Origin of the sequence: Massilia sp. CFBP 13721 (assembly GCF_014842025.1) — a bacterium.
Lineage (GTDB): Bacteria > Pseudomonadota > Gammaproteobacteria > Burkholderiales > Burkholderiaceae_D > Telluria.
This window is the reverse complement of the sequence record NZ_JACYUY010000016.1, coordinates 76201-100455: the sequence shown is the minus strand read 5'-3', so window position 1 is coordinate 100455 and position 24255 is coordinate 76201. Positions and strand designations below refer to the sequence as shown.

General features: G+C 63.1%; 27 protein-coding genes. 7 read left to right on the top strand and 20 right to left on the bottom strand.

What is annotated here, in order from left to right:
• Window positions 1-66 precede the first annotated feature (66 nt).
• Together IFT60_RS16115 and IFT60_RS16110 are read right to left on the bottom strand one after the other, a co-directional pair.
• Window positions 67-426: a response regulator gene (locus IFT60_RS16115; protein WP_192053323.1), complete on the bottom strand. Its 360-nt coding sequence runs from the start codon at window positions 424-426 to the stop codon at window positions 67-69.
• 92 nt (window positions 427-518) lie between these two features.
• Window positions 519-1679, bottom strand: a complete 1161-nt coding sequence (locus tag IFT60_RS16110) for a sensor histidine kinase (RefSeq protein WP_192053321.1) — start codon at window positions 1677-1679, stop codon at window positions 519-521.
• Between the two features lie 355 nt (window positions 1680-2034).
• On the opposite strand from IFT60_RS16110, the gene IFT60_RS16105 reads away from it, so the two are divergent.
• Entirely contained in the window at window positions 2035-2244 is a 210-nt protein-coding gene (locus IFT60_RS16105; protein WP_192053319.1) for a cold-shock protein, read from the top strand.
• Between the two features lie 397 nt (window positions 2245-2641).
• Here IFT60_RS16105 and IFT60_RS16100 read toward each other — a convergent pair whose 3' ends face one another.
• From IFT60_RS16100 to tyrS, 12 genes are all read right to left on the bottom strand, one after another.
• Window positions 2642-3169: an MgtC/SapB family protein gene (locus IFT60_RS16100; protein ID WP_374000953.1), complete on the bottom strand. Its 528-nt coding sequence runs from the start codon at window positions 3167-3169 to the stop codon at window positions 2642-2644.
• An 89-nt stretch (window positions 3170-3258) separates the two neighbouring features.
• On the bottom strand, window positions 3259-3714 hold the full coding sequence (locus tag IFT60_RS16095) for a YaiI/YqxD family protein (protein WP_192053316.1): 456 nt from the start codon (window positions 3712-3714) through the stop codon (window positions 3259-3261).
• Entirely contained in the window at window positions 3714-4775 is a 1062-nt protein-coding gene (ruvB, locus tag IFT60_RS16090) for a Holliday junction branch migration DNA helicase RuvB (protein WP_192053314.1), read from the bottom strand. The genes IFT60_RS16095 and ruvB overlap by 1 nt, the downstream gene beginning before the upstream one ends.
• Before the next feature lie 26 nt (window positions 4776-4801).
• Window positions 4802-5380 (bottom strand): Holliday junction branch migration protein RuvA, encoded by a 579-nt coding sequence (ruvA, locus tag IFT60_RS16085; RefSeq protein WP_192053312.1) that lies wholly within the window; start codon window positions 5378-5380, stop codon window positions 4802-4804.
• An 18-nt stretch (window positions 5381-5398) separates the two neighbouring features.
• Complete coding sequence (gene ruvC, locus IFT60_RS16080) at window positions 5399-5935, bottom strand: crossover junction endodeoxyribonuclease RuvC (RefSeq protein WP_192053310.1); 537 nt, start codon at window positions 5933-5935, stop codon at window positions 5399-5401.
• A 170-nt stretch (window positions 5936-6105) separates the two neighbouring features.
• Complete coding sequence (gene purH, locus IFT60_RS16075) at window positions 6106-7692, bottom strand: bifunctional phosphoribosylaminoimidazolecarboxamide formyltransferase/IMP cyclohydrolase (RefSeq protein ID WP_192053308.1); 1587 nt, start codon at window positions 7690-7692, stop codon at window positions 6106-6108.
• An 87-nt stretch (window positions 7693-7779) separates the two neighbouring features.
• Window positions 7780-8013 carry a helix-turn-helix domain-containing protein gene (locus IFT60_RS16070; protein ID WP_056338842.1) on the bottom strand — a complete coding sequence of 78 codons (234 nt, stop codon included), beginning with the start codon at window positions 8011-8013 and terminating at the stop codon, window positions 7780-7782.
• Between the two features lie 92 nt (window positions 8014-8105).
• Complete coding sequence (dusB, locus tag IFT60_RS16065; RefSeq protein ID WP_192053306.1) at window positions 8106-9122, bottom strand: tRNA dihydrouridine synthase DusB; 1017 nt, start codon at window positions 9120-9122, stop codon at window positions 8106-8108.
• Between the two features lie 393 nt (window positions 9123-9515).
• Window positions 9516-10169, bottom strand: a complete 654-nt coding sequence (locus tag IFT60_RS16060; protein WP_192053304.1) for a histidine phosphatase family protein — start codon at window positions 10167-10169, stop codon at window positions 9516-9518.
• 36 nt (window positions 10170-10205) lie between these two features.
• Window positions 10206-10871, bottom strand: coding sequence for a YbhB/YbcL family Raf kinase inhibitor-like protein (locus IFT60_RS16055; RefSeq protein ID WP_192053302.1), 666 nt, complete (start codon window positions 10869-10871; stop codon window positions 10206-10208).
• 56 nt (window positions 10872-10927) lie between these two features.
• On the bottom strand, window positions 10928-11386 hold the full coding sequence (dtd, locus tag IFT60_RS16050) for a D-aminoacyl-tRNA deacylase (protein WP_192053300.1): 459 nt from the start codon (window positions 11384-11386) through the stop codon (window positions 10928-10930).
• Window positions 11383-12660: a tyrosine--tRNA ligase gene (gene tyrS / locus IFT60_RS16045; protein ID WP_192053298.1), complete on the bottom strand. Its 1278-nt coding sequence runs from the start codon at window positions 12658-12660 to the stop codon at window positions 11383-11385. The genes dtd and tyrS overlap by 4 nt, the downstream gene beginning before the upstream one ends.
• Window positions 12661-12810: 150 nt before the next feature.
• Here tyrS and IFT60_RS16040 point away from each other — a divergent pair, with 150 nt between their 5' ends.
• A complete protein-coding gene (locus tag IFT60_RS16040; RefSeq protein WP_192053296.1) occupies window positions 12811-14160 on the top strand; it encodes a M23 family metallopeptidase in 1350 nt (449 codons plus the stop codon).
• An 82-nt stretch (window positions 14161-14242) separates the two neighbouring features.
• On the top strand, window positions 14243-15340 hold the full coding sequence (locus IFT60_RS16035) for an anhydro-N-acetylmuramic acid kinase (protein ID WP_192053294.1): 1098 nt from the start codon (window positions 14243-14245) through the stop codon (window positions 15338-15340).
• A 308-nt stretch (window positions 15341-15648) separates the two neighbouring features.
• On the opposite strand, the gene erpA is transcribed toward IFT60_RS16035, so the two are convergent.
• The 6 genes from erpA to rplM all read right to left on the bottom strand — a co-directional run bounded on the left by erpA (window position 15649) and on the right by rplM (window position 19871).
• Window positions 15649-16017 (bottom strand): iron-sulfur cluster insertion protein ErpA, encoded by a 369-nt coding sequence (gene erpA / locus IFT60_RS16030; protein ID WP_136220584.1) that lies wholly within the window; start codon window positions 16015-16017, stop codon window positions 15649-15651.
• A gap of 54 nt (window positions 16018-16071) precedes the next feature.
• Window positions 16072-16470: a bactofilin family protein gene (locus tag IFT60_RS16025; RefSeq protein WP_192053293.1), complete on the bottom strand. Its 399-nt coding sequence runs from the start codon at window positions 16468-16470 to the stop codon at window positions 16072-16074.
• Between the two features lie 142 nt (window positions 16471-16612).
• A complete protein-coding gene (gene argC / locus IFT60_RS16020) occupies window positions 16613-17650 on the bottom strand; it encodes an N-acetyl-gamma-glutamyl-phosphate reductase (RefSeq protein WP_192053292.1) in 1038 nt (345 codons plus the stop codon).
• Window positions 17651-17809: 159 nt separating this feature from the next.
• Entirely contained in the window at window positions 17810-18856 is a 1047-nt protein-coding gene (locus IFT60_RS16015; RefSeq protein ID WP_374000947.1) for a patatin-like phospholipase family protein, read from the bottom strand.
• 184 nt (window positions 18857-19040) lie between these two features.
• Window positions 19041-19433: a 30S ribosomal protein S9 gene (rpsI, locus tag IFT60_RS16010; RefSeq protein ID WP_027865814.1), complete on the bottom strand. Its 393-nt coding sequence runs from the start codon at window positions 19431-19433 to the stop codon at window positions 19041-19043.
• Between the two features lie 9 nt (window positions 19434-19442).
• Entirely contained in the window at window positions 19443-19871 is a 429-nt protein-coding gene (rplM, locus tag IFT60_RS16005; RefSeq protein ID WP_192053289.1) for a 50S ribosomal protein L13, read from the bottom strand.
• A gap of 319 nt (window positions 19872-20190) precedes the next feature.
• Here rplM and IFT60_RS16000 point away from each other — a divergent pair, with 319 nt between their 5' ends.
• The 4 genes from IFT60_RS16000 (at window position 20191) to IFT60_RS15985 (ending at window position 24096) form a co-directional block, all read left to right on the top strand.
• Entirely contained in the window at window positions 20191-21654 is a 1464-nt protein-coding gene (locus IFT60_RS16000) for an alpha/beta hydrolase (protein ID WP_192053287.1), read from the top strand.
• 12 nt (window positions 21655-21666) lie between these two features.
• Entirely contained in the window at window positions 21667-22398 is a 732-nt protein-coding gene (locus IFT60_RS15995; protein WP_192053285.1) for an ABC transporter ATP-binding protein, read from the top strand.
• A complete protein-coding gene (locus IFT60_RS15990) occupies window positions 22395-23579 on the top strand; it encodes an ABC transporter permease (RefSeq protein WP_192053278.1) in 1185 nt (394 codons plus the stop codon). Before IFT60_RS15995 ends, IFT60_RS15990 begins: the two co-directional genes overlap by 4 nt.
• 94 nt (window positions 23580-23673) lie before the next feature.
• The gene (locus IFT60_RS15985; RefSeq protein WP_192053276.1) at window positions 23674-24096 is read left to right on the top strand and encodes an OsmC family protein; all 423 of its coding nucleotides are present in this window, start codon (window positions 23674-23676) and stop codon (window positions 24094-24096) included.
• Window positions 24097-24255: the final 159 nt, after the last annotated feature.

The following is a 24255-nucleotide window of genomic DNA, read 5'->3' as shown; positions in this document are numbered from 1 at the left end:
AACGCGGACGAACGTGGCGCGCGTTTGCAGGCGTGCATGCACACAGGCTGTTCGATGCGGACGCCGCTAATCGCGCAACAGCTGGAGGACCGTTTCGATCCTGTAGGGTTTGGCCGCAAACGGGTAGGATCGGCTATGGCTGGCCATCAATGTGGGCGAGGTAAAGCCCGACGTCAGCACAACCCTGACCGACGGATACAGATGTCCGACAGCGTCAGCCAGTTGCAGCCCGGTCATGAAAGGCATCATGATGTCCGAGAAAACGGCATCGATATACGGGTCACCGGCCAGCACCTGTAAAGCCTCCCTGGCGCCATATGCGACTGTCACTTCGAGTCCAAAACTGCAGAGCAGCGCTTCGGCCAGGTCGGCAAGATCGGGTTCATCGTCGACCACCAGTACCCGGCGCACGACGCGGCCAGGCATGCAAGCTCCCGCCGCAGGCGTATCGCAGGCCGGTCCGTTACCTGGCGGCAGGCGTATGGCGCCACGCCGATGCACATGCCATGAGGATTGCATCAGTCCGCCTTCAGGACCGGTACGCCCTTTGCCGTCTGGTTGGACACGAACCCTTTCGGCAGGCGCGGCATGGTCACCGTGAAGGTGGTGCCGTCGGCCTCCGTGGACGCCAGCTCGATCCTGCCGCCATGCGCATGGACGATTTCGCGCGAAATGAACAGGCCGATGCCAAGGCTGGTGCGTTCGGTATAGTCGCTGGTGGCGCTATTGATGCTGGCGGCGATGCGGACCATGGGGTCGAAAATGCTCGACAGCTTGTCGGGTTCGATCGCCCGGCCATGGTTGTTGACAGCGATGACCACATCGGTCTCGTCGGCCGTGACACGCACCGTCACGGCGGTATCCGCACTGCCATACTGGATCGCATTGCCGATCAGGTTGGACAGCACCTGGGCAAGGCGGCTTTCGTCGAAAATGGCGTCGAGCTGGGGCGGAAGGTGCAGCTCGATCAGCTGTTCTGCGTGGAAGGTGCGCAGCTCGTTGACCACCTCTTCGCACAAGGCCACCACGCTGCCCTGCCTGACGCGGATCGGGATGCCGGGTCCAAGATGGGTACGGGTGAAATCGATCAGGTCATTGATCAGCTTGCTCATGCGTCTAGCGCTGTTGAACATGCGCGTGGCGACCAGCACGTACTTCGGCGCGATATCGGTGGCCTGCATCATGAAGCTGGCTCCGGTCACGACGGTGCCCAGCGGGTTGCGCAGGTCGTGGCCGAGGATTGCCAGGAACATGTTCTGGGATTGCTTGACCATGTATTCGTAACGCGCGATCGATTCCGCCAGGGCCTGGTCCACCGCTTCGTTGAAGCGGGTGACGTCGGCCAGGTGCGCGCGCTGGCTGTCGCCGATGTCGTCCGCCCAGAGCGTCAGCACGCTCGAGCGCAAGGCGCGGTATTCGGACACCAGTTGCACGACCGTGTAACCCGACAGCAAACGCGCTTCCGCGTGCGTTTCGGCGGCGGTGTCGTCTTTCCCGCGCTCGCCCAGGCCTTTCGACTTGGCGGTACGCTCGGCGTCTGACTGTGGCGTTTCCAGGTCGGCTGCAAATACGAGCAGCATCTGGCGCGCATGGTCGCGTAACTCGGTATCGTCCATGGTGAGCGCAGGCGGCTCGATGGTGCGCGCAAAATCTTCCCAGGCTTGCAGGATCGGCTCCATATTATTTCGTATGAAACTGCCAAGCCGGTGTATTTTGATTGTCATTCAGACCTTTACGGTTCCCGCTTCCACGAGATTCGCATCGAACGGTTACTTCATACTAACAGCCATTGCCCGGTTTTATTTTCGAATACGCCAAAAGCACGGAATGTAAAATTAAATCCGAAATAATTAGGACATTTGGAGAAAGCCCTGTATCTTCCATCTCGCACTACGTCAAGTCGTTGTTCTTGTTGGTTTTTCTCTTCCGTTTCGCCTCTCTGGCGGTCCCGTTTGATTTCCTCCTGCTACACCCCCTCTTGGTCGAATGTGCATTTCGGGCGCTGTTGCCCATGCTTATTTAAAGGAAATGTCAATGACTACTCAAACCGGCACCGTCAAATGGTTCAATGATGCCAAGGGCTTCGGCTTTATTACGCCTGACGCAGGCGGCGGCGACTTGTTCGCCCACTTCCAGGATATTCAGTCGGAAGGTTTTAAAAGCCTGGCCGAAAACCAGCGCGTCTCGTTCGTGCGCTCGACCGGTCCTAAAGGCGAAAAAGCCGGCAGTATCTGCGCCATCTGAGCGACAAGATTCAGTACAAGCGCGCACCATGCAGATAGCATGGGCGAGGCCGAAAATAAACCCGCCAATCGGCGTAATGCCGTTCAGTTAAGCCTGAGCGAACTCTCTGCCAGCGGTAAGCCAGGCCACACAGGCTGAGTTTCGCTAATCGTAGGGTGGACTCCCGAGTCCACGGCCGTTTCGTTGCACACCTCAACGCCAGGAAAGGTCTGTAGGTGCGCGCTACCAGGTTACGTGGCGCATCTCGATATGCATGAAAAATGCCGTGGACGGAGTCCACCCTACGTATCGCGCCACTCGGCGTGAGCGACCGGGCTTGGCATTAGCTCGAAGGCGTGGCAAGCCGCTTAACTGGACACCATTACGCCAATCGGCGGGTTTTTTTACGTCGATTTGCTCAGTCGGCCGGCACGGAAGCGTCTTCCTCCTGCTTGCGCTGTGCCGGCTTGCCGGCGGCGCAGCGCTTGGTCAGCGGGCGCAGGATGGCCAGGATGACCAGCGCGAACAGCGCGCTCACCACCGCCGTCGCTTCGCGCCCCATGCCGGCAGCGACGCCGACCGCGGCGGTCAGCCAGACACTGGCGGCGGTGGTCAGGCCGCGGATATCATTCTTGTTGCTCTGCTTGAGGATGGCGCCGGCGCCGAGGAAGCCGATGCCGGCCGTGACACCCTGCAGCACGCGCGACAGGTCTTCCACCTTCATGCCCGCCTGCAAGGGAATCAGTACAAACAGGGCCGAGCCGAGCGAGACCAGCATGTGGGTGCGCAGGCCGGCCGAGGCGCCGACCGATTCGCGTTCATAGCCGAGAATACCGCCCAGCACGATGGCGACCAGCAGGCGCACCACCAGCCGCGTGATCGATTCCACGTCGCCCAAATCGGAAAATTCGTGTTGTATCGTTATCCAGCTTTGCTGCCACCACACGTCATGCTCCTGTCACAATTTCCGAAGATCATGACAGATTGGCGGGCGCGGCGGCGCACGGTGGGGTGCGGCGCCATTCTCGAACATACTCAGCTGCGCGGACGATGCCGCGCCAGGTGGCGGTCGAGCGCATTGGCAAACTGCTGGCGGTCAGCCTGGCTAAAGGCTGCCGGGCCGCCGGTGTCGACGCCGCCGCTGCGCAGCTCTTCCATGAAGGCGCGCATCGTCAACTGCTGGGCGATGGTGTCTTTCGTATAGAAATCGCCGCGCGGATTGAGGGCGAAGCCACCCTTTTCCAGCACTTGCGCCGCCAGCGGAATGTCGCCGGTGACGACCAGGTCGCCCGGGTTCAGGCGTTCGACGATCTCGGCGTCGGCGACGTCCGCACCACTGGGCACCTGCACCGAACGGATGAACTTCGAGCCGGGCACGCGCAGCAGCTGGTTCGCCACCAGCGTGACCTGGATCTGCGTGCGCTCGGCAACGCGGTACAGGATGTCCTTGATGACAGCCGGGCAGGCGTCGGCGTCGACCCAGATCTGCATCAGCGGAGATTATCCCAGAGATCGCCGGTAGGACTGATGCGCGGCGCGGCGACACCGAAGTGCTGATACGCCGCCGGCGTGGCGATGCGCCCGCGCGGAGTGCGTTGCAGGTAACCCTGCTGGATCAGGTAGGGCTCGAGCACGTCTTCGATGGTGTCGGCCGCTTCGCCGATCGCCGCCGCCAGGTTGCCGATGCCGACCGGGCCGCCGCCGAATTTGAACAGCACCGCTTCCAGCAGCTTGCGGTCCATGACGTCGAAGCCGACCGAGTCGACGTCGAGCATTTTCAAGGCCAGGTCGGCGATGTTTTTGGTGATCTGGCCGTCGGCCTTGACCTCCGCATAGTCGCGCACACGGCGCAGCAAGCGGTTGGCGATGCGCGGCGTGCCGCGCGCGCGCATGGCGACTTCGCGCGCACCTTCCTGGTCGATCGGCGCTTCCAGCAGCGCCGCGCTGCGGGTGACGATCTTGGTCAGCTCCTCGACGTTATAAAACTCGAGGCGGGCGACGATGCCGAAGCGGTCGCGCAGCGGATTGGTCAGCATGCCCGCGCGGGTGGTGGCGCCGACCAGGGTGAATGGCTGCAGGTCGAGTTTCACCGAACGCGCGGCTGGGCCTTCGCCGATCACGATGTCGATCTGGTAATCCTCGAGCGCCGGGTACAGGATCTCTTCCACCACCGGCGACAGGCGGTGGATCTCGTCGATGAACAGGACGTCGTTCGGCTCGAGATTGGTGAGAATGGCAGCCAGGTCGCCCGGACGTTCCAGCACCGGCCCCGAGGTCTGGCGCAGATTCACGCCCATCTCGCGCGCGATAATGTGCGCCAGCGTGGTTTTACCCAGGCCCGGCGGGCCGAACAGCAGCGTGTGATCCAGCGCTTCGCGCCGCTTGCGGGCGGCGTGAATGAAAATTTCGAGCTGGTCGCGGATCTTTTCCTGGCCGACGTATTCGTCGAGCTGCTTCGGGCGCAAGGCGCGCTCGATCGCCTCCTCGTTGGGCGAGGCCGGCGCGGCGTCGATGACCCGCTGCTCGGTGAAATTGTCGGTCTGGATGCTCATGGATTATCTTTGATTACGAACGGCGCTTATCCCTTGGACAGCGCTTTCAGTGCGAACTTGATGCCGTCGGATACGGTCGAGCCAGCCGGCAGGTTCTTGGTGGCCAGCAGCGCTTCCTTGTCAGAATACCCCAAAGACAGCAGGGCGTTGAGCACGTCGGACTGGGTATCGTCGCGCGGGGCGCCGCCGACCGTGCCGAGGTCGGCGCCGATCTTGCCCTTCAGTTCCAGCAGCAGGCGTTCGGCGGTCTTCTTGCCGATGCCGGGGATTTTCACCAGCCGGCCGGATTCCTGCAGCGTGACCGCCTGCGACAGGTCGGCCACGGTCATGCCGGACAGGATCGCCAGCGCGGTGCGGGCGCCGACGCCGGTGATTTTAATTAGCTGGCGGAACAGCGCGCGCTCGCTGGCGCTGCCGAAGCCGAACAGCAAATGCGCATCCTCGCGGATCGCCTGGTGGGTGAACAGCACCACCTTTTCGCCAGTGTGCGGCAGGTTGTAATAGGTGCTCATCGGCACGTCGACTTCATAGCCGACGCCATTGCAATCGACCAGCAATTGCGGCGGCGTTTTGTCGAGCAGGATTCCGGAAATGCGACCGATCATGGTTGACCTTTTTTCTGATTAGACAAGACGGCCGTTCTTCATGCGCAGCGTGGCCTTCTGCGGGCTGAGCACGTTGAGCAGCGCCAGCGTGTCGTGGGTATGGGCGTGGCAGATGGCGACGCCGAGTGCGTCGGCCGCGTCGCTGCCGGGCAGACCGGGCAGCATCAACAGGCGCGACACCATGTCCTGCACCTGTGGCTTGGCGGCCTTGCCGCTGCCGACGACCGATTGCTTGATTTGAGTCGGCGAATATTCGGCCACAGTGAGATCGGCGCCGACCAGCGCGCTGATGGCGGCTCCCCGCGCCTGGCCCAGCAGCAGCGTCGACTGCGGATTGACGTTGACGAATACTTTTTCGATGGCCGCGCACTGCGGGTTGTAGGTGGCCACGACTTCGCGCACGCCATCAAGGATGATCTTCAGGCGCGGCGGCAGTGCCCCTTCCAGGCCGGTTTTGATAGTGCCGGAGGCGATGTAGCGCAGTTTGCTGCCGTGTTTTTCAATAACCCCAAAGCCGGTGGTGCGCAGGCCTGGGTCGATGCCGAGGATAATCATGGACGAATGTTATACCGGCCAGCAACGTTCGTGGGAAAAATACTGTGTAAAAACACAGTTGGGTTGGGGTTTGTGGCAGTAGTTCAACCGTATCATAAGCCGAAGGGACGTAGGGTGGGCGGGTTCCCCGCCCACCCTACGTCCCTACGTTTAACGGTTCGAGTCGACGATCAATGACGGAAGTGACGCGTCCCGGTGTACAGCATCACCACCCCACGCTCGTCCGCCGCGTCGATCACTTCCTGGTCGCGCATCGAGCCGCCCGGGTGGATGACGCAGGTGGCGCCGGCATCGACCACGACATCGAGGCCGTCGCGGAACGGGAAGAAGGCATCCGAAGCCACGGCCGAACCGGCGAGCGACAGGCCGGCGTTCTGCGCCTTGATCGAGGCGATGCGGGCCGAGTCGATGCGGCTCATCTGCCCTGCCCCGACGCCGAGCGTCATGCCGTTGCCGCAGAAGACGATCGCGTTCGATTTCACGAACTTGGCGACGCGCCAGGCGAACATCAGGTCTTGCAACTGCTGCTGGGTCGGCTGCTTCTTGCTGACCACGCGCAAGTCGCCGATGCCGACATTCTTCGCGTCCGGCGCCTGCACCAGCAAGCCGCCGCCAACGCGCTTGACGTCGTACGGGTTCTGGCCGGTGCCGAGCGCAATTTCCAGCAGGCGCACGTTCTGCTTGGCCGCCATGATCCGGCGTGCTTCTTCTGTAAAGGACGGCGCGATCAGTACTTCGACGAACAGTTTCGCCAGCACTTCGGCGGCGCGGCCGTCGACGTCGACGTTAAACGCAATGATGCCGCCAAAAGCCGAGGTCGGATCGGTCTGCAGCGCGCGCGTGTAAGCGTCGAGCGCATCGGTACCGATCGCCACGCCGCACGGGTTGGCGTGCTTGACGATGACGCAGCCGGCCGGGTGCTGGAAGCCGCCCAGCGACTTCACGCATTCCCAGGCTGCATCGGCATCGGCGATGTTGTTGTACGACAGTTCCTTGCCCTGCAGCTGGCGGTAGTTGGCGAGTGCGCCGTCGACCGCAGCGATGTCGCGGTAGAACGCCGCGCCCTGGTGCGGATTCTCGCCGTAGCGCATGTCCTGCACTTTTTCGAAGGACATGTTGATCGTCGCCGGATAGGACGAGCGCGTGGCGTGCTGCTTGTCTTCGCCCAGGCTGGTCAGGTAATTCGTGATGGCGCCGTCGTATTGCGCGGTGTGCGCGAAGACTTTCTTGGCCAGGCGGAATTTGGTGTCGTAGCTCACGGCGCCGGCTTCGGCACCGGTGCCCTTCATCTCCGCCAGCACGACGCCGTAGTCGCTTGGGTCGCAGATCACGACCACGTCGCGGTGGTTCTTGGCCGCCGAACGCAGCATGGTCGGGCCGCCGATGTCGATGTTCTCGATCGCGTCTTCCAGCGAGCATTCAATCTTGGCAACCGTCGCCTGGAACGGGTACAGGTTGACCACGACCATGTCGATTTGCGGGATGCCGTGTTCGTCCAACTTGGCCACGTGCTCGGGGAAATCGCGGCGCGCGAGGATGCCGCCGTGTACCTTCGGGTGCAGGGTTTTCACGCGGCCGTCGAGCATTTCCGGGAAGCCGGTGTAGTCGGCAACTTCCGTCACCGGCACACCATTGTCTTGCAGCAGCTTGGCGGTGCCGCCGGTGGACAGGATGTTGACGCCGAGCGCAGACAGGGCGCGCGCAAAGTCGAGCACGCCGGTCTTGTCGGAGACGGAAATGAGAGCTTGTTTGATCATGGGGTGGCCACTGTTGATGAGAATTCGGATCGGAATTCCGGCGCGCCGTATTGGCCGCGCCCACGCGGCCACGCGTGCCGGTGAAGCTTAGAGCAGTCCGTGCTCTTGCAGTTTCTTGCGCAAGGTATTGCGGTTAATGCCCAGCATCTGGGCGGCGTGCGACTGGTTGCCGTCGGCGCGCGTCATCACCACTTCGAGGATCGGCTTTTCCACGGTCATGACCATCATGTCGTAGATATTCGTCGGCTTTTGCTCGCCCAGGTCATTGAAATAGTCCTCGAGGCTTTTCTGGACAACTTCCTGGATACTCTCTTTGCTCATAGCTGCTGCTTCGTCCTGGTTAGTGATTGCTCCGCCGATTGTGTCAGCGGCGTCCCCAAATCGTTCTTGTTCTTATGTGCTGATTGATGTGCTTATGCTGCGATCGCTTCGACAGCGGGCCGGTATTGTAACCGGTCCCCAAAATGCAGTTGCGATTCGAAAAAATGATCGACGGCGGCGAGTTGCTCGGCGGTCGATTCCAGCAGGTTCATGCGCTGGCGGAATTCTTCGCCACCGGGTAAATCCTCGACATACCAGCCGATATGCTTGCGCGCGCTGCGCACGCCGATGTAGTCGCCATAAAAAGCGTAGTGCGCCGGCAAGTGTTCGTTCATCAAGGCGCGCACTTCTTCCACCAGCGGCGCCGGCAAGTGTTCGCCGGTACGCAGGTAATGGTCGATCTCGCGGCAGATCCAGGGACGCCCTTGCGCCGCACGGCCGATCATGACGGCGTCCGCCCCCGTGTAGTCGAGCACGAACTTCGCCTTTTCCGGCGTGGTGATGTCGCCATTGGCCACGACCGGAATCCCGACCGCCGCTTTCACTGCGCGGATCGTGTCGTATTCGGCGTCGCCCTTGTAACCGTCGGCGCGCGTACGCCCGTGCAGGGTCAGCATCTGGATGCCAGCCTGCTCGGCCAGGCGTGCAATACGCAGCGCATTCTTGTTTTGGCGGTCCCAGCCGGTACGGAATTTCAGGGTCACTGGCACGTCCACCGCCTCGACGACCGCATGCAGGATGCGCTCGACCAGGTCTTCGTGTTGCAGCAGGGCCGAACCGCACCAGCTGTTGCACACCTTCTTGACCGGGCAGCCCATGTTGATGTCGATGATCTGGGCGCCGCGCTCGACGTTGTGACGGGCGCAGTCGGCCAGGTCTTGCGGGTCGGCACCGGCGATCTGCACCGCCTTCGGCTCCATTTCGCCGTCGTGATCGGTGCGGCGGCTGGTCTTTTCGCTGGCCCACAGGCGTGGATTGGACGCGGCCATTTCCGACACGGCATAGCCCGCGCCGAGCTGTTTGCACAGCTGGCGGAACGGACGATCGGTCACGCCGGCCATGGGGGCGACGAAGACGTTATTTACCAGTGTATAGGGGCCGATTTGCACAGAAGGAACGAGAAAAGAATGGACGGGAACCCGCTATTTTACCTGAACTACTGCTCAATTTACGGGCAATATTTTTCCAGAACTGTCGCGAACGGGACAAATCCGGGTGGACAGGAGGAAAGGAAATGCTTTAGGGATTACCCAGCGGGCATACGCAAACGGAGATGGTGCCTGATAAATCGTGTCCGTAGGGTGGACCGGGCGGCGAACCGCTCCCGAGTCCACGCAGTGACAGAGCATGCACCGCCGTAGCGTTTATAAAAGGAGGCAACCTCTATGCAACCGCCGTACCGCGTGGGCGGAGCCATTCGTGGCCCGGCCCACCCTACATCTTCGTCGGGCAAAGTTTGCCAATTGATTCATGCATTCCACCGAACGCATTTGCGAAGTAGTTCAAATATCGTCGAGCACAGCCGGCCGCAAATGATCGACCTCGCCCCAGTTCACCAGCTCCAGCTTGCCGTCACGCACAATAAACCGGTTGATGCTGGCATTGAGCACCTTGAAATCGCGCGGGGTTTCCAGCGGCAAGCCGAGCGCGGCGCGGTAGATGCACTCGAGCACGCCGCCATGGGCGACGATCGCCAGCGATTTGCCCGGATTGTCGGCGGCCCAGCCGAGCACGGCGCTGGTCACCCGGTCGTAGAATTCGCGGAAGGTTTCGCCCCGGTTCTGGCCGGGTGGCAGCTGGGCGTCGACGTCGCGTCCCTGCCAGGCGGCGAACTCTCGCGGAAAACGGGCGGCGATGTCGGCGTACAGCAAGCCCTCGAAGCCGCCGTAGCAGCGTTCGCGCAGGCGGCCATCGATATACAGCGGCTGGCCGCGGGTGTCGCCGAGCGCCTTGGCGGTCTGGCTGGCGCGCGCCAGGTCGCTCGAGACGAGCACGTCGAAATGTTCGTCGGCCAGGGCCGCGGCCAGGGCGCGCGCCTGGCGCTGCCCTTCTTCGTTCAAATCGATATCGAGGTGGCCCTGCAGGCGGCGCTCGGCGTTCCAGGCGGTTTCGCCATGACGGATCAACGCGATCCGGGTGGGGGTGTCGTTATGCATGTATGTCGAAAGCGCCCGCGCTGGGCGGGCGTGGAGTTATGTGGAAAGCGTCGGCGCGATTTCCGGGTTCAGCGAATACACGCCGAAGATCTGCGCTTCGTCGAGGATGTGGCCGGTCAATGCCAGCCGCGCTTCGGCGCAGGTGAATGTGCCGTCGAGCGGGAGCTGCGGGATGTCGAGCGCATAGATGGTAAACACATACGTATGGACGCGCTCGTCGTTCCATGGCGGGCACGGGCCATCATAACCGAAGTACTCGCCGGCCATGTCGGGGTCGGCCGCGAACCAGCCGGTGTAATCGTTGACGCCCTGGCGCAACTGGTGCTCGGTGCCGTTTTTCACCAGGAAGGACACGTTCGGCCCCTTCTTGCCGCCCGGCGTGACTATGTCGGAAAACTGGCCCTCGGCGACCGACTTCAGGCTGGGCGGGATGTCGACCAGCGCCCAGTGATAGAAATCGGCGCGCTTGAGCGCATCAGGCACGCTGCGCCCTTCCTTGTTGACGTCGGTGCCGTCGGAAGGCGCGTCGCCGTCGACGCACAGGATCACCAGCGACTGGGTGCCGGCCGGCACCTCGTCCCAGGCCAGATGGGGGTTGCGGTTGCTCGACAGACGCACGTGCGACGCCGGATCGATGACTGCGAATGCGCATTCGGGCGGAATCAGGCCGCCCTCGGTAAACGAATCACTCCAGATCTTCATCTTGGACTCCACTGGGCCTCCCTAATAAGTATTGACCGCTCGCTGCGGTAGGGGTTTCAACGCGAAACAACGACGGGATCAACATGCAGCCAGATGGTGACCGGACCGTCGTTGGTCAGGCTTACTTTCATATCTGCGCCAAATTGACCGGTTTCAACTTTGCCATGGCGCGCCTGGGCCTGGCGCACGAAATAATCGAACAGGCGGCGCCCGTCGGCGGGGCTGGCCGCCGGCGAGAACGAAGGCCGGGTGCCGGAGCGGGTATCGGCCGCCAGCGTGAACTGCGGCACCAGCAGCAGTGCCCCGGCCGTGTCGGTCACGCTGCGGTTCATCTTGCCGGCCTCGTCGGAAAACACCCGGTAGCCGAGCAGCTTGGTCAACAAGGCGTCGGCCTCGCGCTCGGTATCGCCCTTTTCGGCGCAGACCAGCACCAGCAGGCCGGCCTCGATGGCGCCCACGGTGGCGCCGTCCACCACGACGCTGGCGTGGCTGACGCGTTGCAGCAGGCCGATCATGCCGGATCGCCGGACCGCGAGAAGTTGACGCGCGCGAACTTGCGCTTGCCCACCTGCATGACGAAACTGCCGGCTTCAACCTTCAGATTCTTGTCGGACACCACGTCGCCGTCGATGCGCACGCCGCCCTGGTCGACCATACGCATGGCTTCCGAGGTCGAAGCGCACAGGCCAGCCGCTTTCAGCAATTGCGCCACGCCGAGCGGCGCGCCGCTCACCGCGACTTCCGGCACGTCGTCCGGGATGCCGCCCTTCGAGCGGTTGACGAAGTCGGCCAGCGCATCGGTGGCGGCCTGGGCCGAATGGAAGCGGGTCACGATTTCCTGGCCCAGTGCCACTTTCGCATCGCGCGGGTTGGCGCCGCCCTCGACCGCGGCTTTCAAAGCGGCGATCTCGTCGAGCGAGCGGAAGGACAGCAGTTCGAAGTAACGCCACATCATGACGTCGGAAATGCTCATCAGCTTGGCGAACATCGTGTTCGGCGCTTCGGTGATGCCGATGTAATTGTTCTTCGACTTCGACATCTTCTCGACGCCGTCCAGGCCTTCGAGCAGCGGCATGGTGAGGATGCACTGCGGCTCCTGGCCGTAATCCTTCTGCAGTTCGCGTCCGACCAGCAAGTTAAATTTCTGGTCCGTTCCACCTAGCTCAAGGTCCGACTTCAAAGCGACCGAATCGTAGCCCTGCATCAGCGGATAGAGGAACTCATGCACGGCAATCGGGGTCCCACTCTTGTAGCGCTTGGTGAAGTCGTCGCGTTCCATCATGCGGGCGACGGTATAACGCGAGGCCAATTGAATCATGCCGCGCGCGCCGAGCGGGTCGCACCACTCGGAGTTGTAGCGCATTTCGGTGCGCTCGGCGTCGAGCACCAGGGAAGCCTGACGGAAATAGGTCATGGCGTTTTCCTCGACCTGCTCGCGGGTCAGCGGCGGGCGTGTGACGTTGCGGCCCGACGGGTCGCCGATCATCGAGGTGAAGTCGCCGATCAGGAAAATCACCTGGTGGCCAAGGTTCTGCAACTGGCGCAGCTTGTTCAGCACCACGGTGTGGCCCAGGTGCAGGTCGGGAGCGGTCGGGTCCAGGCCCAGCTTGATGCGCAAGGGGGTACCGGTCTTTTCCGAACGGACCAGCTTTTGTACAAATTCGCTTTCGATCAGCAGTTCGTCGACGCCGCGTTTGGTGATGGCGAGCGCTTCTTGAACTTGATCGGACAACGGTAATTGACTCTTGGAAATAGAGTTGGTATTACTATAAGACGAAGAGTCTGTCATAAATTTTTTGTAGGAATTTGGCTAAAACGGTTGTAGGACGCGATATTTTGGTACAATGCTCGATCCCATCAATCTTGCCGCAAGATAACTTTTTAAAACAACAAGAAAAATAGTAGTGCTAAGTACAAGCGGTAAATTTTAACTGATTGCATGAACCCTATCTATAAAATCACCGGCAAACTAGCCAATACGAGTCGCAAGACCCGTATCGTCGCCTCCGGCGCCGTCGCCCTCGCACTGTGCGCATTTGGCGCTGTTGCGACCGCTCCGGTCGTCGCGAACGACAGCGACGTCCAGGTCGTATCCGTCGCCGAAACCCTGGCGCTGCCCAACCTGTCCGACCAGATCGCCGCTCTCCAGCAGGACGAGCAGGAATTCATCCACGAAGAGCGCGTCCGTGCCGGCGATTCGCTGGGCACCATGCTCAGCCGTCTCGGCGTGAACGATGCCCAGGCGCAGAATTTCATCCGCTCCGACAAGCGCGCCCGCCGCATCCTGTCGCTGAAAAACGGCAAGCGCCTGCAGGCCGAAACCGACGAGAACGGCCAGCTGCTGTCGCTGCGCGCCACCCTCACCGACAAGAATAGCGCGCCAACGACGCTGACCATCGCACGCCATGGCGACGGTTTCAAGGCATCCGAAGAGCCTGCCAAGCTCGAGCGCCGCGTCGAAATGCGTTCGCGCGAAATCGTCAACTCCTCGCTCTATGCAGCCACCGACGCGAATGTCGACGGCGGCTCGATCCCGGATTCGGTCGTCGGCGAAATCATCAAGATGTTCTCGACCAACATCGACTTCCGCGGCGACCTCAAGCGCGGCGACCGTTTTAACGTTGTCTACGAAACCTTCTGGCTCGACGGCGAACTGGTGAAAACCGGCCGCATCCTGGCAGGCGAATTCATCAACCGCGGCGTCAGCTACCAGGCCGTGTGGTTCGAAGACCCGATTACCAAGCAAGGCGGCTACTACGGCCTGGACGGCAAGTCGCTGAAAAAAGCCTTCCTGAAATCGCCGCTGGAATTCTCGCGCGTCTCGTCGGGCTTCGCCAACCGCGTGCACCCGATCTCGGGCAAGTGGAAAGCGCACAAGGGCATCGACTACGCCGCCGCGACCGGCACCCCGATCCGCGCCGCGGGCGACGGCACCGTCGACTTCGCCGGCAATTCCGGCGGCTACGGCAACATGGTGGTCCTCAAGCACTGGTCGAACTACAGCACCGCGTATGCCCACATGAGCCGTATCAATGGCCTGCGCAAGGGCGCCAAGGTCTCGCAAGGCCAGATCATCGGCTTCGTCGGCTCGACCGGCTGGTCGACCGGCGCCCACCTGCACTACGAATTCCGCGTCGCCAACGTCGCGCGCGATCCGAACGGCCTGAAAGACCTGATGGCAGCCCCGCTCGGCAAAGGCGAACTGGCCCGCTTCAAGATGGCCGCCGCGGAAATGAACCACCGCTTCTCGCTGCTGACCCCGGGCGGCAACGCCATGGCTGCGCGCTAAGCACCCCGTATTTTATAAAACGCCTTCCCTGCAGCAATGCACGGAAGGCGTTTTTACGTGCGGCCTCGATTATGATGAGCACATGATGACTTCTTCCCTCTACATTGGCATGATGTCGGGCACCAGCCTCGATGGCGTGGACGGCGTGCTGGCCGATTTTGCCGGCGGCGCGATCCGCACCCTGGCGGCCGCTTTCATTCCCTTCCCGCCCGCGCTGCGCGCCGAACTGATGACGCTGCAGGCAAATGGCCACAACGAGATCGAGCGCGAGGCGATCGCCGCCAACGGCCTGGCGCGCGCTTACGCCGCCTGCGTCGACGCCCTGAAGGCGCATGCAGCCGGCCCCATCGCTGCAGTCGCCGTGCACGGCCAGACCGTGCGCCACCGCCCCGAGCTCGGCTTTACGCGCCAGACCAACAATCCGGCGCTGCTGGCCGAACTCGCCGGCATCGACGTGATCGCCGATTTCCGCAGCCGCGACGTGGCGGCCGGCGGCCAGGGCGCACCGCTGGTGCCGGCCTTCCACGCCGCCGCGTTCGGCCAGCCCGGTACGACACGGGTGGTGGTGAACATCGGCGGCATCGGCAACATCAGCGTGCTGCACGCCGACGGCCGCGTCACCGGGTACGACACCGGGCCGGGCAATGTGCTGCTGGATGCCTGGATCGGGCGTCATCGGGGAGAGGAATACGACGCCGACGGCGCCTGGGGCGCGTCGGGAACGGTCGATGCCGCCCTGCTGGCGGCCTTATTGGAGGAGCCGTATTTCCACTTGCCGGCGCCGAAAAGCACGGGACGCGACCTGTTCCACATGGAATGGCTGGATGCACGGCTGGCAGGCTTTACGGAGCTGGCCGCCGCCGACGTCCAGGCGACGCTGACGGCGCTCACCGCGCGCACGATCGCCGACGCCATCCTGCTGGAAGGTGTCGGCGTCGATGCGGTGTATGTCTGCGGCGGCGGCGCCTATAACGGCGCCCTGCTGCGCGCGCTGGCGGCCGCCCTGGGCGGCAAGGTGCCGGTCGAATCGACGGCAGCGCTGGGCATCGCGCCCAACCGGGTCGAGGCGCTGGCGTTTGCCTGGCTGGGGTATCGGTTCAATGCGCGGTTGCCCGGGAACATGCCGGCGGTGACGGGGGCGGCAGGTCCGCGCATTTTGGGCGCGCTGTATCCGGCTTAAAAACTAATCGAAACGCTCTTTGCAGGACGTAAGGTGGGCGGGTTTCCCGCCCACGCGTTCAAACCACGTCAGATCAGCCGCTCCGTAACAACGGTCTGCAGTGAGCTCAGCCTGTCACAATCGCACATCCATATATCGAACACTGGTTGAACGCGTGGGCGGGAAACCCGCCCACCTTACGTTCCTCCGGCGAATGTTAACGAAGTGCACGCCCCTCCGGCGAACGCCAACGAACGCCCAAAAAACAAATCCGGGCAGCGCCCGGATCTGGAGTCGGCATCCGGCAGCGCCGGATTGCGTAAAAAAACTTATGCCGAGAACGACGAACCGCAGCCGCAGGTGCTGGTCGCGTTCGGGTTCTTGATGACGAACTGGGCGCCTTCGAGGTCGTCCTTGTAATCGATTTCGGCGCCCACCAGGTACTGGTAGCTCATGGAGTCGATCAGCAGCTGCACGCCGTTCTTCTCCATGGTGGTGTCGTCTTCGTTCACGATTTCGTCGAAGGTAAAGCCGTACTGGAAGCCCGAGCAGCCGCCGCCCTGCACGAAGACGCGCAGTTTGAGGTCGGGATTGCCCTCTTCCTCGATCAGTTGGGCCACTTTTTCAGCGGCGCTGTCGGTGAAGACGATGGGGGTCGGGATGGTGTCAAAGTCTACTACTTCGGCCACTGCAGTCATGGATAAACTCCTGATTGGATTCGGATTTCTTCCATTATAGACTGTTCGCGCCGGTCACGCCTGCGAGGCCTCCGCCGCCGCCAGGTGAAACACCGGTTCGCCGGCCGGCTGGTGCGTCAGCTTGCCGGTCACCAGGGCGCCGCCGTGCATTTCGAGCAGTTTGTAATGGACATCCCCATGAATGCGGCCTTTCGGCTGTAATTCAAGGAGTTCCGTCGAATGCACCGAACCGGCGATGAACCCGTTCACCACCAGGTTGGCGCAGCGCACTTCCCCCTCGATGCGGGCGTGCTCGGAAACGATCAGCACGCTGTCGACGCCCTCGCTGGCGATCACGTTGCCGTGGACCTCGCCATCGATGCGCAAGCCGCCGCTGAAGCACAGGTCGCCCTCGATGCGGGCGGCAATGCCGATCAGGCTGTCAATTTCGCTTTTTGCGTTGCGACCGAACATGGTGGCACCCCTGTGAGATAGATGCTGATCGGAAAAACCCGATCAGCGCATCGGTCAATTTACCGTTCTCATCAGTTACCACCTTGATCTAGCTCTGTTCAGGCAATGCACGTTGGAAACACCACACCGGCGTTTTTCCTCCTTACGGCAGCAGGGCGATCTGTTGCAATCCAGTCGTTTCCTCGAAGCCGAACATCAGGTTCATGCACTGCACGGCCTGGCCCGACGCGCCCTTGACCAGGTTATCCTGCACCACCAGCAGGACGACGGTATTGCCGCCATCGGGACGGTGCACGGCCAGGCGCAGCATGTTCGAGCCGCGCGTCGAGCGCGTTTCCGGGTGCGAGCCGAACGGCATGACGTCGACGAACGGTGAATCCTTGTAGGCGTCTTCGAACAGCGCCTGCAGCTCGGCGTCGGTGACGTCCTTCGTCAAACGTGCATACAGGGTCGCATGCATGCCGCGGATCATCGGCACCAGGTGCGGGGTGAAGATCAGGCCGACCTTGTCGTCGGTGAAGCGCTGCAGCTGGGCCGAGGTTTCCGGGGTGTGGCGGTGGCCGGCCACGCCGTACGCTTTGAAGTTGTCGCTCGACTCCGAGAACAGCGTGCCGATTTCCGCCTTGCGGCCGGCGCCCGAAACGCCCGATTTCGCATCGGCGATCAGGTTGCCGGCGTCGACCAGGCCGGCTTTCAGCAGCGGCACGAAGCCCAGCTGCATCGTGGTCGGGTAGCAGCCCGGGTTGGCGATCAGGCGCGCGCCGCGGATTTCTTCGCGGTTCAGTTCCGGCAAGCCATACACGGCTTCCTCGATCAGCTCGGGCGCGGTGTGCTCGATCTTGTACCACTTCTCGAAGCTGGCGCGGTCCTTCAGGCGGAAGTCGGCGGCCAGGTCGATGACTTTTACGCCGGCGGCCAGCAGTGCCGGCGCCTGCGCCATGGCGACGCCGTGCGGGGTGGCGAAGAAGACCACGTCGCATTGGGTCAGGTCGGCCTTGTCCGGCGCCGAGAAAGCGAGATTGACGCGTCCGCGCAGCGACGGGAACATGTCGGCCACCGGCAGGCCGTCTTCCTTGCGCGAGGTGATCGCGGTCAGCTCCACATCGGGGTGCACGGCCAGCAGCCGCAGCAATTCCACGCCCGTGTATCCGGTTCCGCCAACGATGCCAACTTTGATCATGTTCTTTCCTTTGAATATGTGAATGCCAAGACGAAGCGCAATTTTAACAGTCCGGCCGATTCAGGGTGCCGCCGACGGCCGGCAATCGCCATGCAAAGGAAATTTGCACAATATGCTCATCATGCAAATATTCCATGCACTGCTCTGCAGTAAGCCGAATCAGTCGTCGGTCCCGGTCAGCAATTCCGCTTCATGCACCGGGATCGGATCCATGGTCGACATCCTGCCGATCCGGTCGAGATTCTGTTTCAACCAGCGCTCGGCCGTCTCGACACCCAGCGCACGCAGGCGCAGCAGGAACGGCAGCTCGGTATTGAACTTGCTCGACAAGTCCAGCTGCTGCAGCACGTCATTGCCGCTGATCAGGTGCAGGCGCACCGCCGCCGCATGCACGACATTGCTGTCCTCGGCATCCGGCAAGCCGCCCAAGTGGCGGATCGAGGCGACTTCGCGCACGAAACTGACGTTGAAGGCGATTTCGCTGGTGCGGCTCTGGATGTCGCTCATCGTCATCGGCAAGCCGGGACGCGCGATCGGGTTGTTCTGGACGATGACGATGTCGGCCGGGCCGCCGTTCACCAGCGGCGACAGCGAAGGATTGCCGACGAAACTGCCGTCCCAGTAGGATTCGCCGTCGATCACGACCGGCGCGAACACGTAAGGCAGGCAGGCCGAAGCGGCGATGGCGCGCGCGTCGAGTTCCTCGCGCTGGAAGACGCGGCCCTTGCCGCTGCGGACGTTCGTGGCCGGAATGAATAGGTCGATTTCCTCGCAAGCGCGCACGCGCTCGAAATCGATCAGCGCGGCCAGCACCGGGATCATCGGGTTCATGCTCAGCGGCGACGCCGGCGGCGCCAGCAGGCCGGCGAAGAGTTGCATCAGCTGGTAGCCGGGAGAGGTCGCGACGCTGTTGCCGCCCAGCGCCCAATCGAGCGGCGATGGCCGCACCGGGCTGACCATCGACGCCGTCGCGCTCAGGCCATGCCAGAAGCGCTCCAGCGCCGCGCGCGCCCCTGCCCGTCCACCGCCCAGCGCATAGCCATCGGCCAGCACGGCGGCATTCACGCTGCCGGCGCTGGTGCCGCTGATGGCGGCAATCTCGAGGCGCTCTTCCTGTAGCAGCCGGTCGAGCACGCCCCAACCGAAGGCGCCGAAGGCGCCTCCACCCTGCAACCCGAGGCTGATTCGTTTGATTCCGATGGTCACTTTGCTGCTCCCACGTTATTTCCAGCGAGTTAGCTTAAACGGGTGACCAAGTTTTGATCGTGCGTTACCGAACGCTTGTGCACTGCAACACAAATTAAGGCGCGTTTGCAACAGGCATGAAAAAAGCCGCCCAAAGGCGGCTTTCTTTTCCAGCAGTGCAGCAACCCGAAGGCTGCTGAGGCGATTAACGCTTCGAGAACTGCTTGGCGCGACGTGCTTTACGCAGGCCGACTTTCTTACGCTCGACTTCACGGGCGTCACGGGTGACGAAACCGGCACGTGCCAGGTCGCCCTTGAGGCCTGCGTCGTAGTCGATCAGAGCGCGGGTGATGCCGTGACGGACGGCGCCAGCCTGGCCCGACTCACCACCGCCGTGCACGTTGACCTTGATGTCGAAACGCTCGACGTTGCCGGTCAGTTCCAGCGGCTGACGAATGACCATCAGGCCGGTTTCGCGCGAGAAGTATTCGTTCGCAGGCTTGCCGTTCACGACGATCAGGCCGGTGCCGGCTTTGATGAACACGCGAGCGACTGCACTCTTGCGACGGCCGGTGCCGTAGTTGTAGTTACCGATCATGTCAGTTCCTTAGAGGGTCAGTGCTTGTGGTTGCTGTGCTGCGTGCGGGTGCGAACCTTCCGCGTACACTTTCAGCTTCTTGATCATTGCATAGCCCAGCGGGCCCTTCGGCAGCATGCCTTTTACAGCTTTTTCCAGGGCACGGCCCGGGAAGCGCTGTTGCATTTTCAGGAAGTTGGTTTCGTAGATACCGCCCGGGTAACCCGAGTGACGGTAGTACGTCTTGTTGGTGGCTTTGGTGCCGGTCACGCGCAGCTTGCCTGCGTTGACGACGACAATGTAGTCACCGGTATCGACGTGAGGAGTGAATTCTGGCTTGTGTTTGCCGCGCAGTCGGAGTGCCACTTCGCTGGCAACACGTCCGAGGACCAAGTCCGTCGCGTCAATCACGAACCAGTCGCGCTGGACTTCATGGCCCTTAGCGGAAAAAGTTTTCATGTTGACTTCCTAAATATATGTAAATTGCTCGAATGGCGGTTCCGCAATTGTCGCTGCGGACTCATCCTTATTGTCTTTTCCAGAGCAAATGGAAAGCCAGCGATGATACTGCATTTGACTGCCCCAGGTCAAGGTGCAGCCGAGGAAGCTGTCGCATCCGCGCCTCTACGCTTGCCAGCCGCGCGCCTGTGTCATGACCTGGAGCAAGTGAACCCTTGCGCAGCGGGCTAGACTCTGCTCAACCATTCCCAAACGAAACTATTTGTTGACCACCCAAACGATAACAAATTACTATTGGTCAACTAATCGAGGAGTCTTCGTGAAACCACGTTCCATCCTGCCCGCCCTGCTGGCGCTGCTGTTTTCGACGGCCGGCGCAGCGGCTGCCGCTCCACCCGAGACGCAGGCCTCCACCAGACCAGCGGCCGGATCGCCGGCCGCCCGTACCTGCCACCTGCCCGGCGCCGAAGGGGCGCTGCGCTGCCTCACCGTCCCGGTACCGCTCGACTACGGCAAACCCGCCGGCGCCGGGCTGAAGATCCATGTGACAGTGGCGCCGGCCTTCCGCGAAGGCGCGCGCAACGATCCGCTGTTCGTGCTCGCCGGCGGCCCCGGCCAGGCCGGCAGCGAGGTGCTGCGCGTGCTGTCGACCGCCTTCAAGCGCGTGCGCGCCACGCGCGACATCGTCTTCATCGACCAGCGCGGCACCGGCTTGTCGGGCAAGCTCGATTGCGAAGAGCGGCCCGAGCACGAGAAGATGAGCGAGGCCGAACTCGAAGCCGAGATCGTCCGCTGCATCACGACCAGCCGGGTGCCGTTCGCGGCCTACACCACCGCCAACTCGGCGCGCGACCTCGAGGAAGTGCGGCGCGCGCTCGGCTACGGCAAAGTGAACGTCTGGGGCGCCTCCTACGGCACCCGCCTCGGCCAGGCCTACGCGCGCCTGTTCCCCGCCAGCGTGCGCTCGCTGATCCTCGATGCCGTGGCCGCCCCCGACCAGGTGATCCCGGCCGGCGGACGCGATGGCCAGGCCGCGCTCGACAAGCTGTTCGAGCACTGCGCCAGGGATGCCGGCTGCAACAAGGCCTACCCCAACCTGCGCGCCGAATTCGACAGCCTGGCCGCGCGCACCGAAGCCGGCATCAAACTGTCGCTCGCCGACCCGCGCACCGCGCAGCCGACCACCGTCACCATGTCGGGCCAGCGTTTCGCCGGCACCGTCCACAGCATCCTGTACTCGCCGGCCGACGCGCGCCGCCTGCCCTTCCTGGTCCACAGTGCGTATCAAGGCCGCTGGGAGCCGTTCGTTGCCCGCCAGAACCTCAGCGGCGACTTCGCCGGTGAAGGCGGCACCGCCTTCCTGCTGCACCTGGCCGTGGTCTGCGCCGAGGACGTGCCGCACATGACCCCGAGCCTGATGAAGGCCGAGGACGCCCTGATCACGCGCCCGCTGGCACAGCGCATGCCGGCCATGTGCAAGAGCATGAACGTGCCGGCGGTGGCGCAGGTGGCGCCGACCATGATCGAAGCGCCGGCCCTGCTGCTGTCGGGCGCGCTCGACCCGATCACCGCGCCGCGCCGCGCCGAAGCCGCCGCACGCCACATGAAGAACGCGCGCCACGTGGTGGTGGCGAATGCCGGCCACGGCGTCTCGCAGCTCGGCTGCGCGCCGCGCCTGCTGCGCGAATTCCTCGACAAGCCGACCGCCACGCTCGACGCCAGCTGCCTGGCCGAGATCCCGCCCCCGACCTTCCAGCTCGGCAGCGCCGGGCCGCAACCCTGAATCGAGCTCCATATGATCGAAGTACACGATGTACGCAAACAGTTCGGCGACGTCAAGGCGCTCGGCGGCGTCAGTTTCAGCGCCCGCGACGGCCACATCACGGCCCTGCTCGGCCCCAACGGCGCCGGCAAGACCACGCTGCTGCGCACGCTGGTCGGCCTGCTCAAGCGCGACCACGGCACGATCGCCATCGACGGCGTCGACCCGGAACGCGATCCGCTGGCGGTGCGCCGCAATATCGGCTTCCTCACCGACCAGTTCGGCCTTTACGAACGCCTGTCGACGCGCGAATACCTGGCCTATTTCGGCGAGCTCAATGGCCTCGGCGGCAGCGCGCTGACGGCGCGCATCGACGAAGTCTCGGAACTGCTGTCGATGGACGACATCCTCGAGCGCCGCACCAAGGGCTTCTCGCAGGGCCAGCGCATCAAGGTGGCGCTGGCGCGCACGCTCCTGCACCGGCCGCGCAACCTGCTGCTCGACGAACCGAGCCGCGGCCTCGACGTGATGAGCACGCGCGCGCTGCGGCGTGCGCTGACCGCGCTGCGCGCCGACGGCTGCTGCGTCATCATGGCCACCCACGTGATGCAGGAAGTGACGCACCTGTGCGACGACGTCATCGTCATCGCCAAGGGCCACACGGTGGCGCAGGGGTCGCCAACTGAGCTGTGCCGGCGCACCGGCATCGAAAACCTCGAAGACGCGTTCGTCAGCCTGGTCGGCGAAGAAGGGATTGCCGCATGAAGCCGCCATTCCTGACCATCTTCCTGAAGGAATTGCGCGAGACGCTGCGCGAAAAGCGCAACGTCGGGCTGCTGCTGCTGGTGACGCTGATGTACCCGATCATGATCGGCATCCTGATGAACAAGATCATCGACCGCGCCACCAGGACCGAGCGCGAGGGCATCGAGCTGGCCGTCATCGGCGCGGCCAAGGCGCCGACGCTGATGGCCCAGCTCAAGCAGCGCAACATCACGGTGCACGATACCGCTCCGCTGGACGAACCGGCCATCCAGGCCAAACTCCAGGAGGGCAAGGTGGTCGGAGTGCTGCGCCTGTCGGATAAATTCAGCGACAACTACACGGCCATGCGCCCGGCGCGCATCGAGCTGTGGTACGACTCGGCCGCCGAGAAGAACGGCCAGCGGCGCGAAGTCGAGGAAGTGCTCGAGGCCTATGGCGCGAATGTCGCCAGCGCGCGCCTGCTGGCGCACGGCGTGTCGCCGGCCACGCTGGCGCCGATCGAGGTGCAGCGCTACGACACCGGCACCAACGCTTCGCGCTCGGCCGGCCTGATCGGCAGCATGCTCAGTATGCTGTTCTTCCCCGCCTTCTTCTGCGGCATGTCGGCCGCGGTCGACAGCACCGCCGGCGAGCGCGAACGGCGTTCGATGGAAGTGCTGATGGCGCAGCCGGCGCGGGCCTGGGAAATCGTGACCGGCAAGTGGCTGATGGCGGCGTCGCTGGCCATCTTCGGCCTGACGCTGGAACTGATCCTGGCGCACCTGGTGCTGGGCTGGCTGCCGCTGGAAGAAATCGGCATGGCGTGGAGCCTTACCTGGTTCGACGTGGCCATGGTCTGCATCGTCGCGCTGCCGCTGTCGATGCTGGCGGCGGCGCTGCAGATCGCGCTGGCCATGAACGCCAAGTCGTTCAAGGAAGCGCAGAGCGTGCTCAGCATCGTGCTGATGCTGCCGCTGCTACCCGGCGTCGTGGTTTCGATGATGGACCTGAAAACCTCGCTGTGGATGTATGCGGTGCCGATGCTGTCGAACCAGACGCTGCTGCGCGAACTGTCGAAAGGCGTCGAGCTGGGCGCCCTGCCCTACCTGCTCACCTTCATCAGCGCGGCACTGCCGGCGCTGGCGATCGTCGCCTTTGCCGGCTGGCGCATGAAGAGCGAGCGCTACGTGCTGGCGGTGTGATCGGCGCCGGCCTAGCCTGACCTGAAACAGCCCTCGCCGGCGAGCCGGTCAGGGCTGTTTTACAATACGCGCCATCACATACGGAGAAACGCACATGGAAGTCAAAGTCAGCTGGAACGGCCCCTCGGGCATGAGTTTTCGCGGCCAGACCGGGTCCGGCCACATGGTCGCGATGGATGGCGCGCTTGAGGGCGGCGGCCACAACCTGGCGCCGCGGCCGATGGAAATGCTGCTGGTCGGCACCGGCGGCTGCACGGCCTACGACGTGGTCCTGATCCTGCAGCGCGGGCGCGAGAACGTTACCGGCTGCGACGTCACGCTGCAGGCCGAGCGCGCTTCCACCGATCCGAAGGTTTTTACCAAGATTAATTTCCACTTCGTGGTGACGGGGAAGAATTTGAAACCGGCGGCGGTCGAGCGCGCGGTGAAGCTGTCGCACGAAAAGTACTGCTCGGCGTCGATCATGCTGGCGACGACGGTGGAGATGACGCATTCGGTGGAGATCGTCGAGGCCTGAGGGTCCGCGCTTTGAAAACCCGCAATGCGAACATTGGGGGTGACTTGGGATGTTGCGGTACGCATGGGTACGACCGCGTGGGCAGAGCCCACCTTACGGTGCACTACGGTCTCGATTGAGTCGTTGGCTGTCGCGTAACGTAGGGTGGGCACTTGTGCC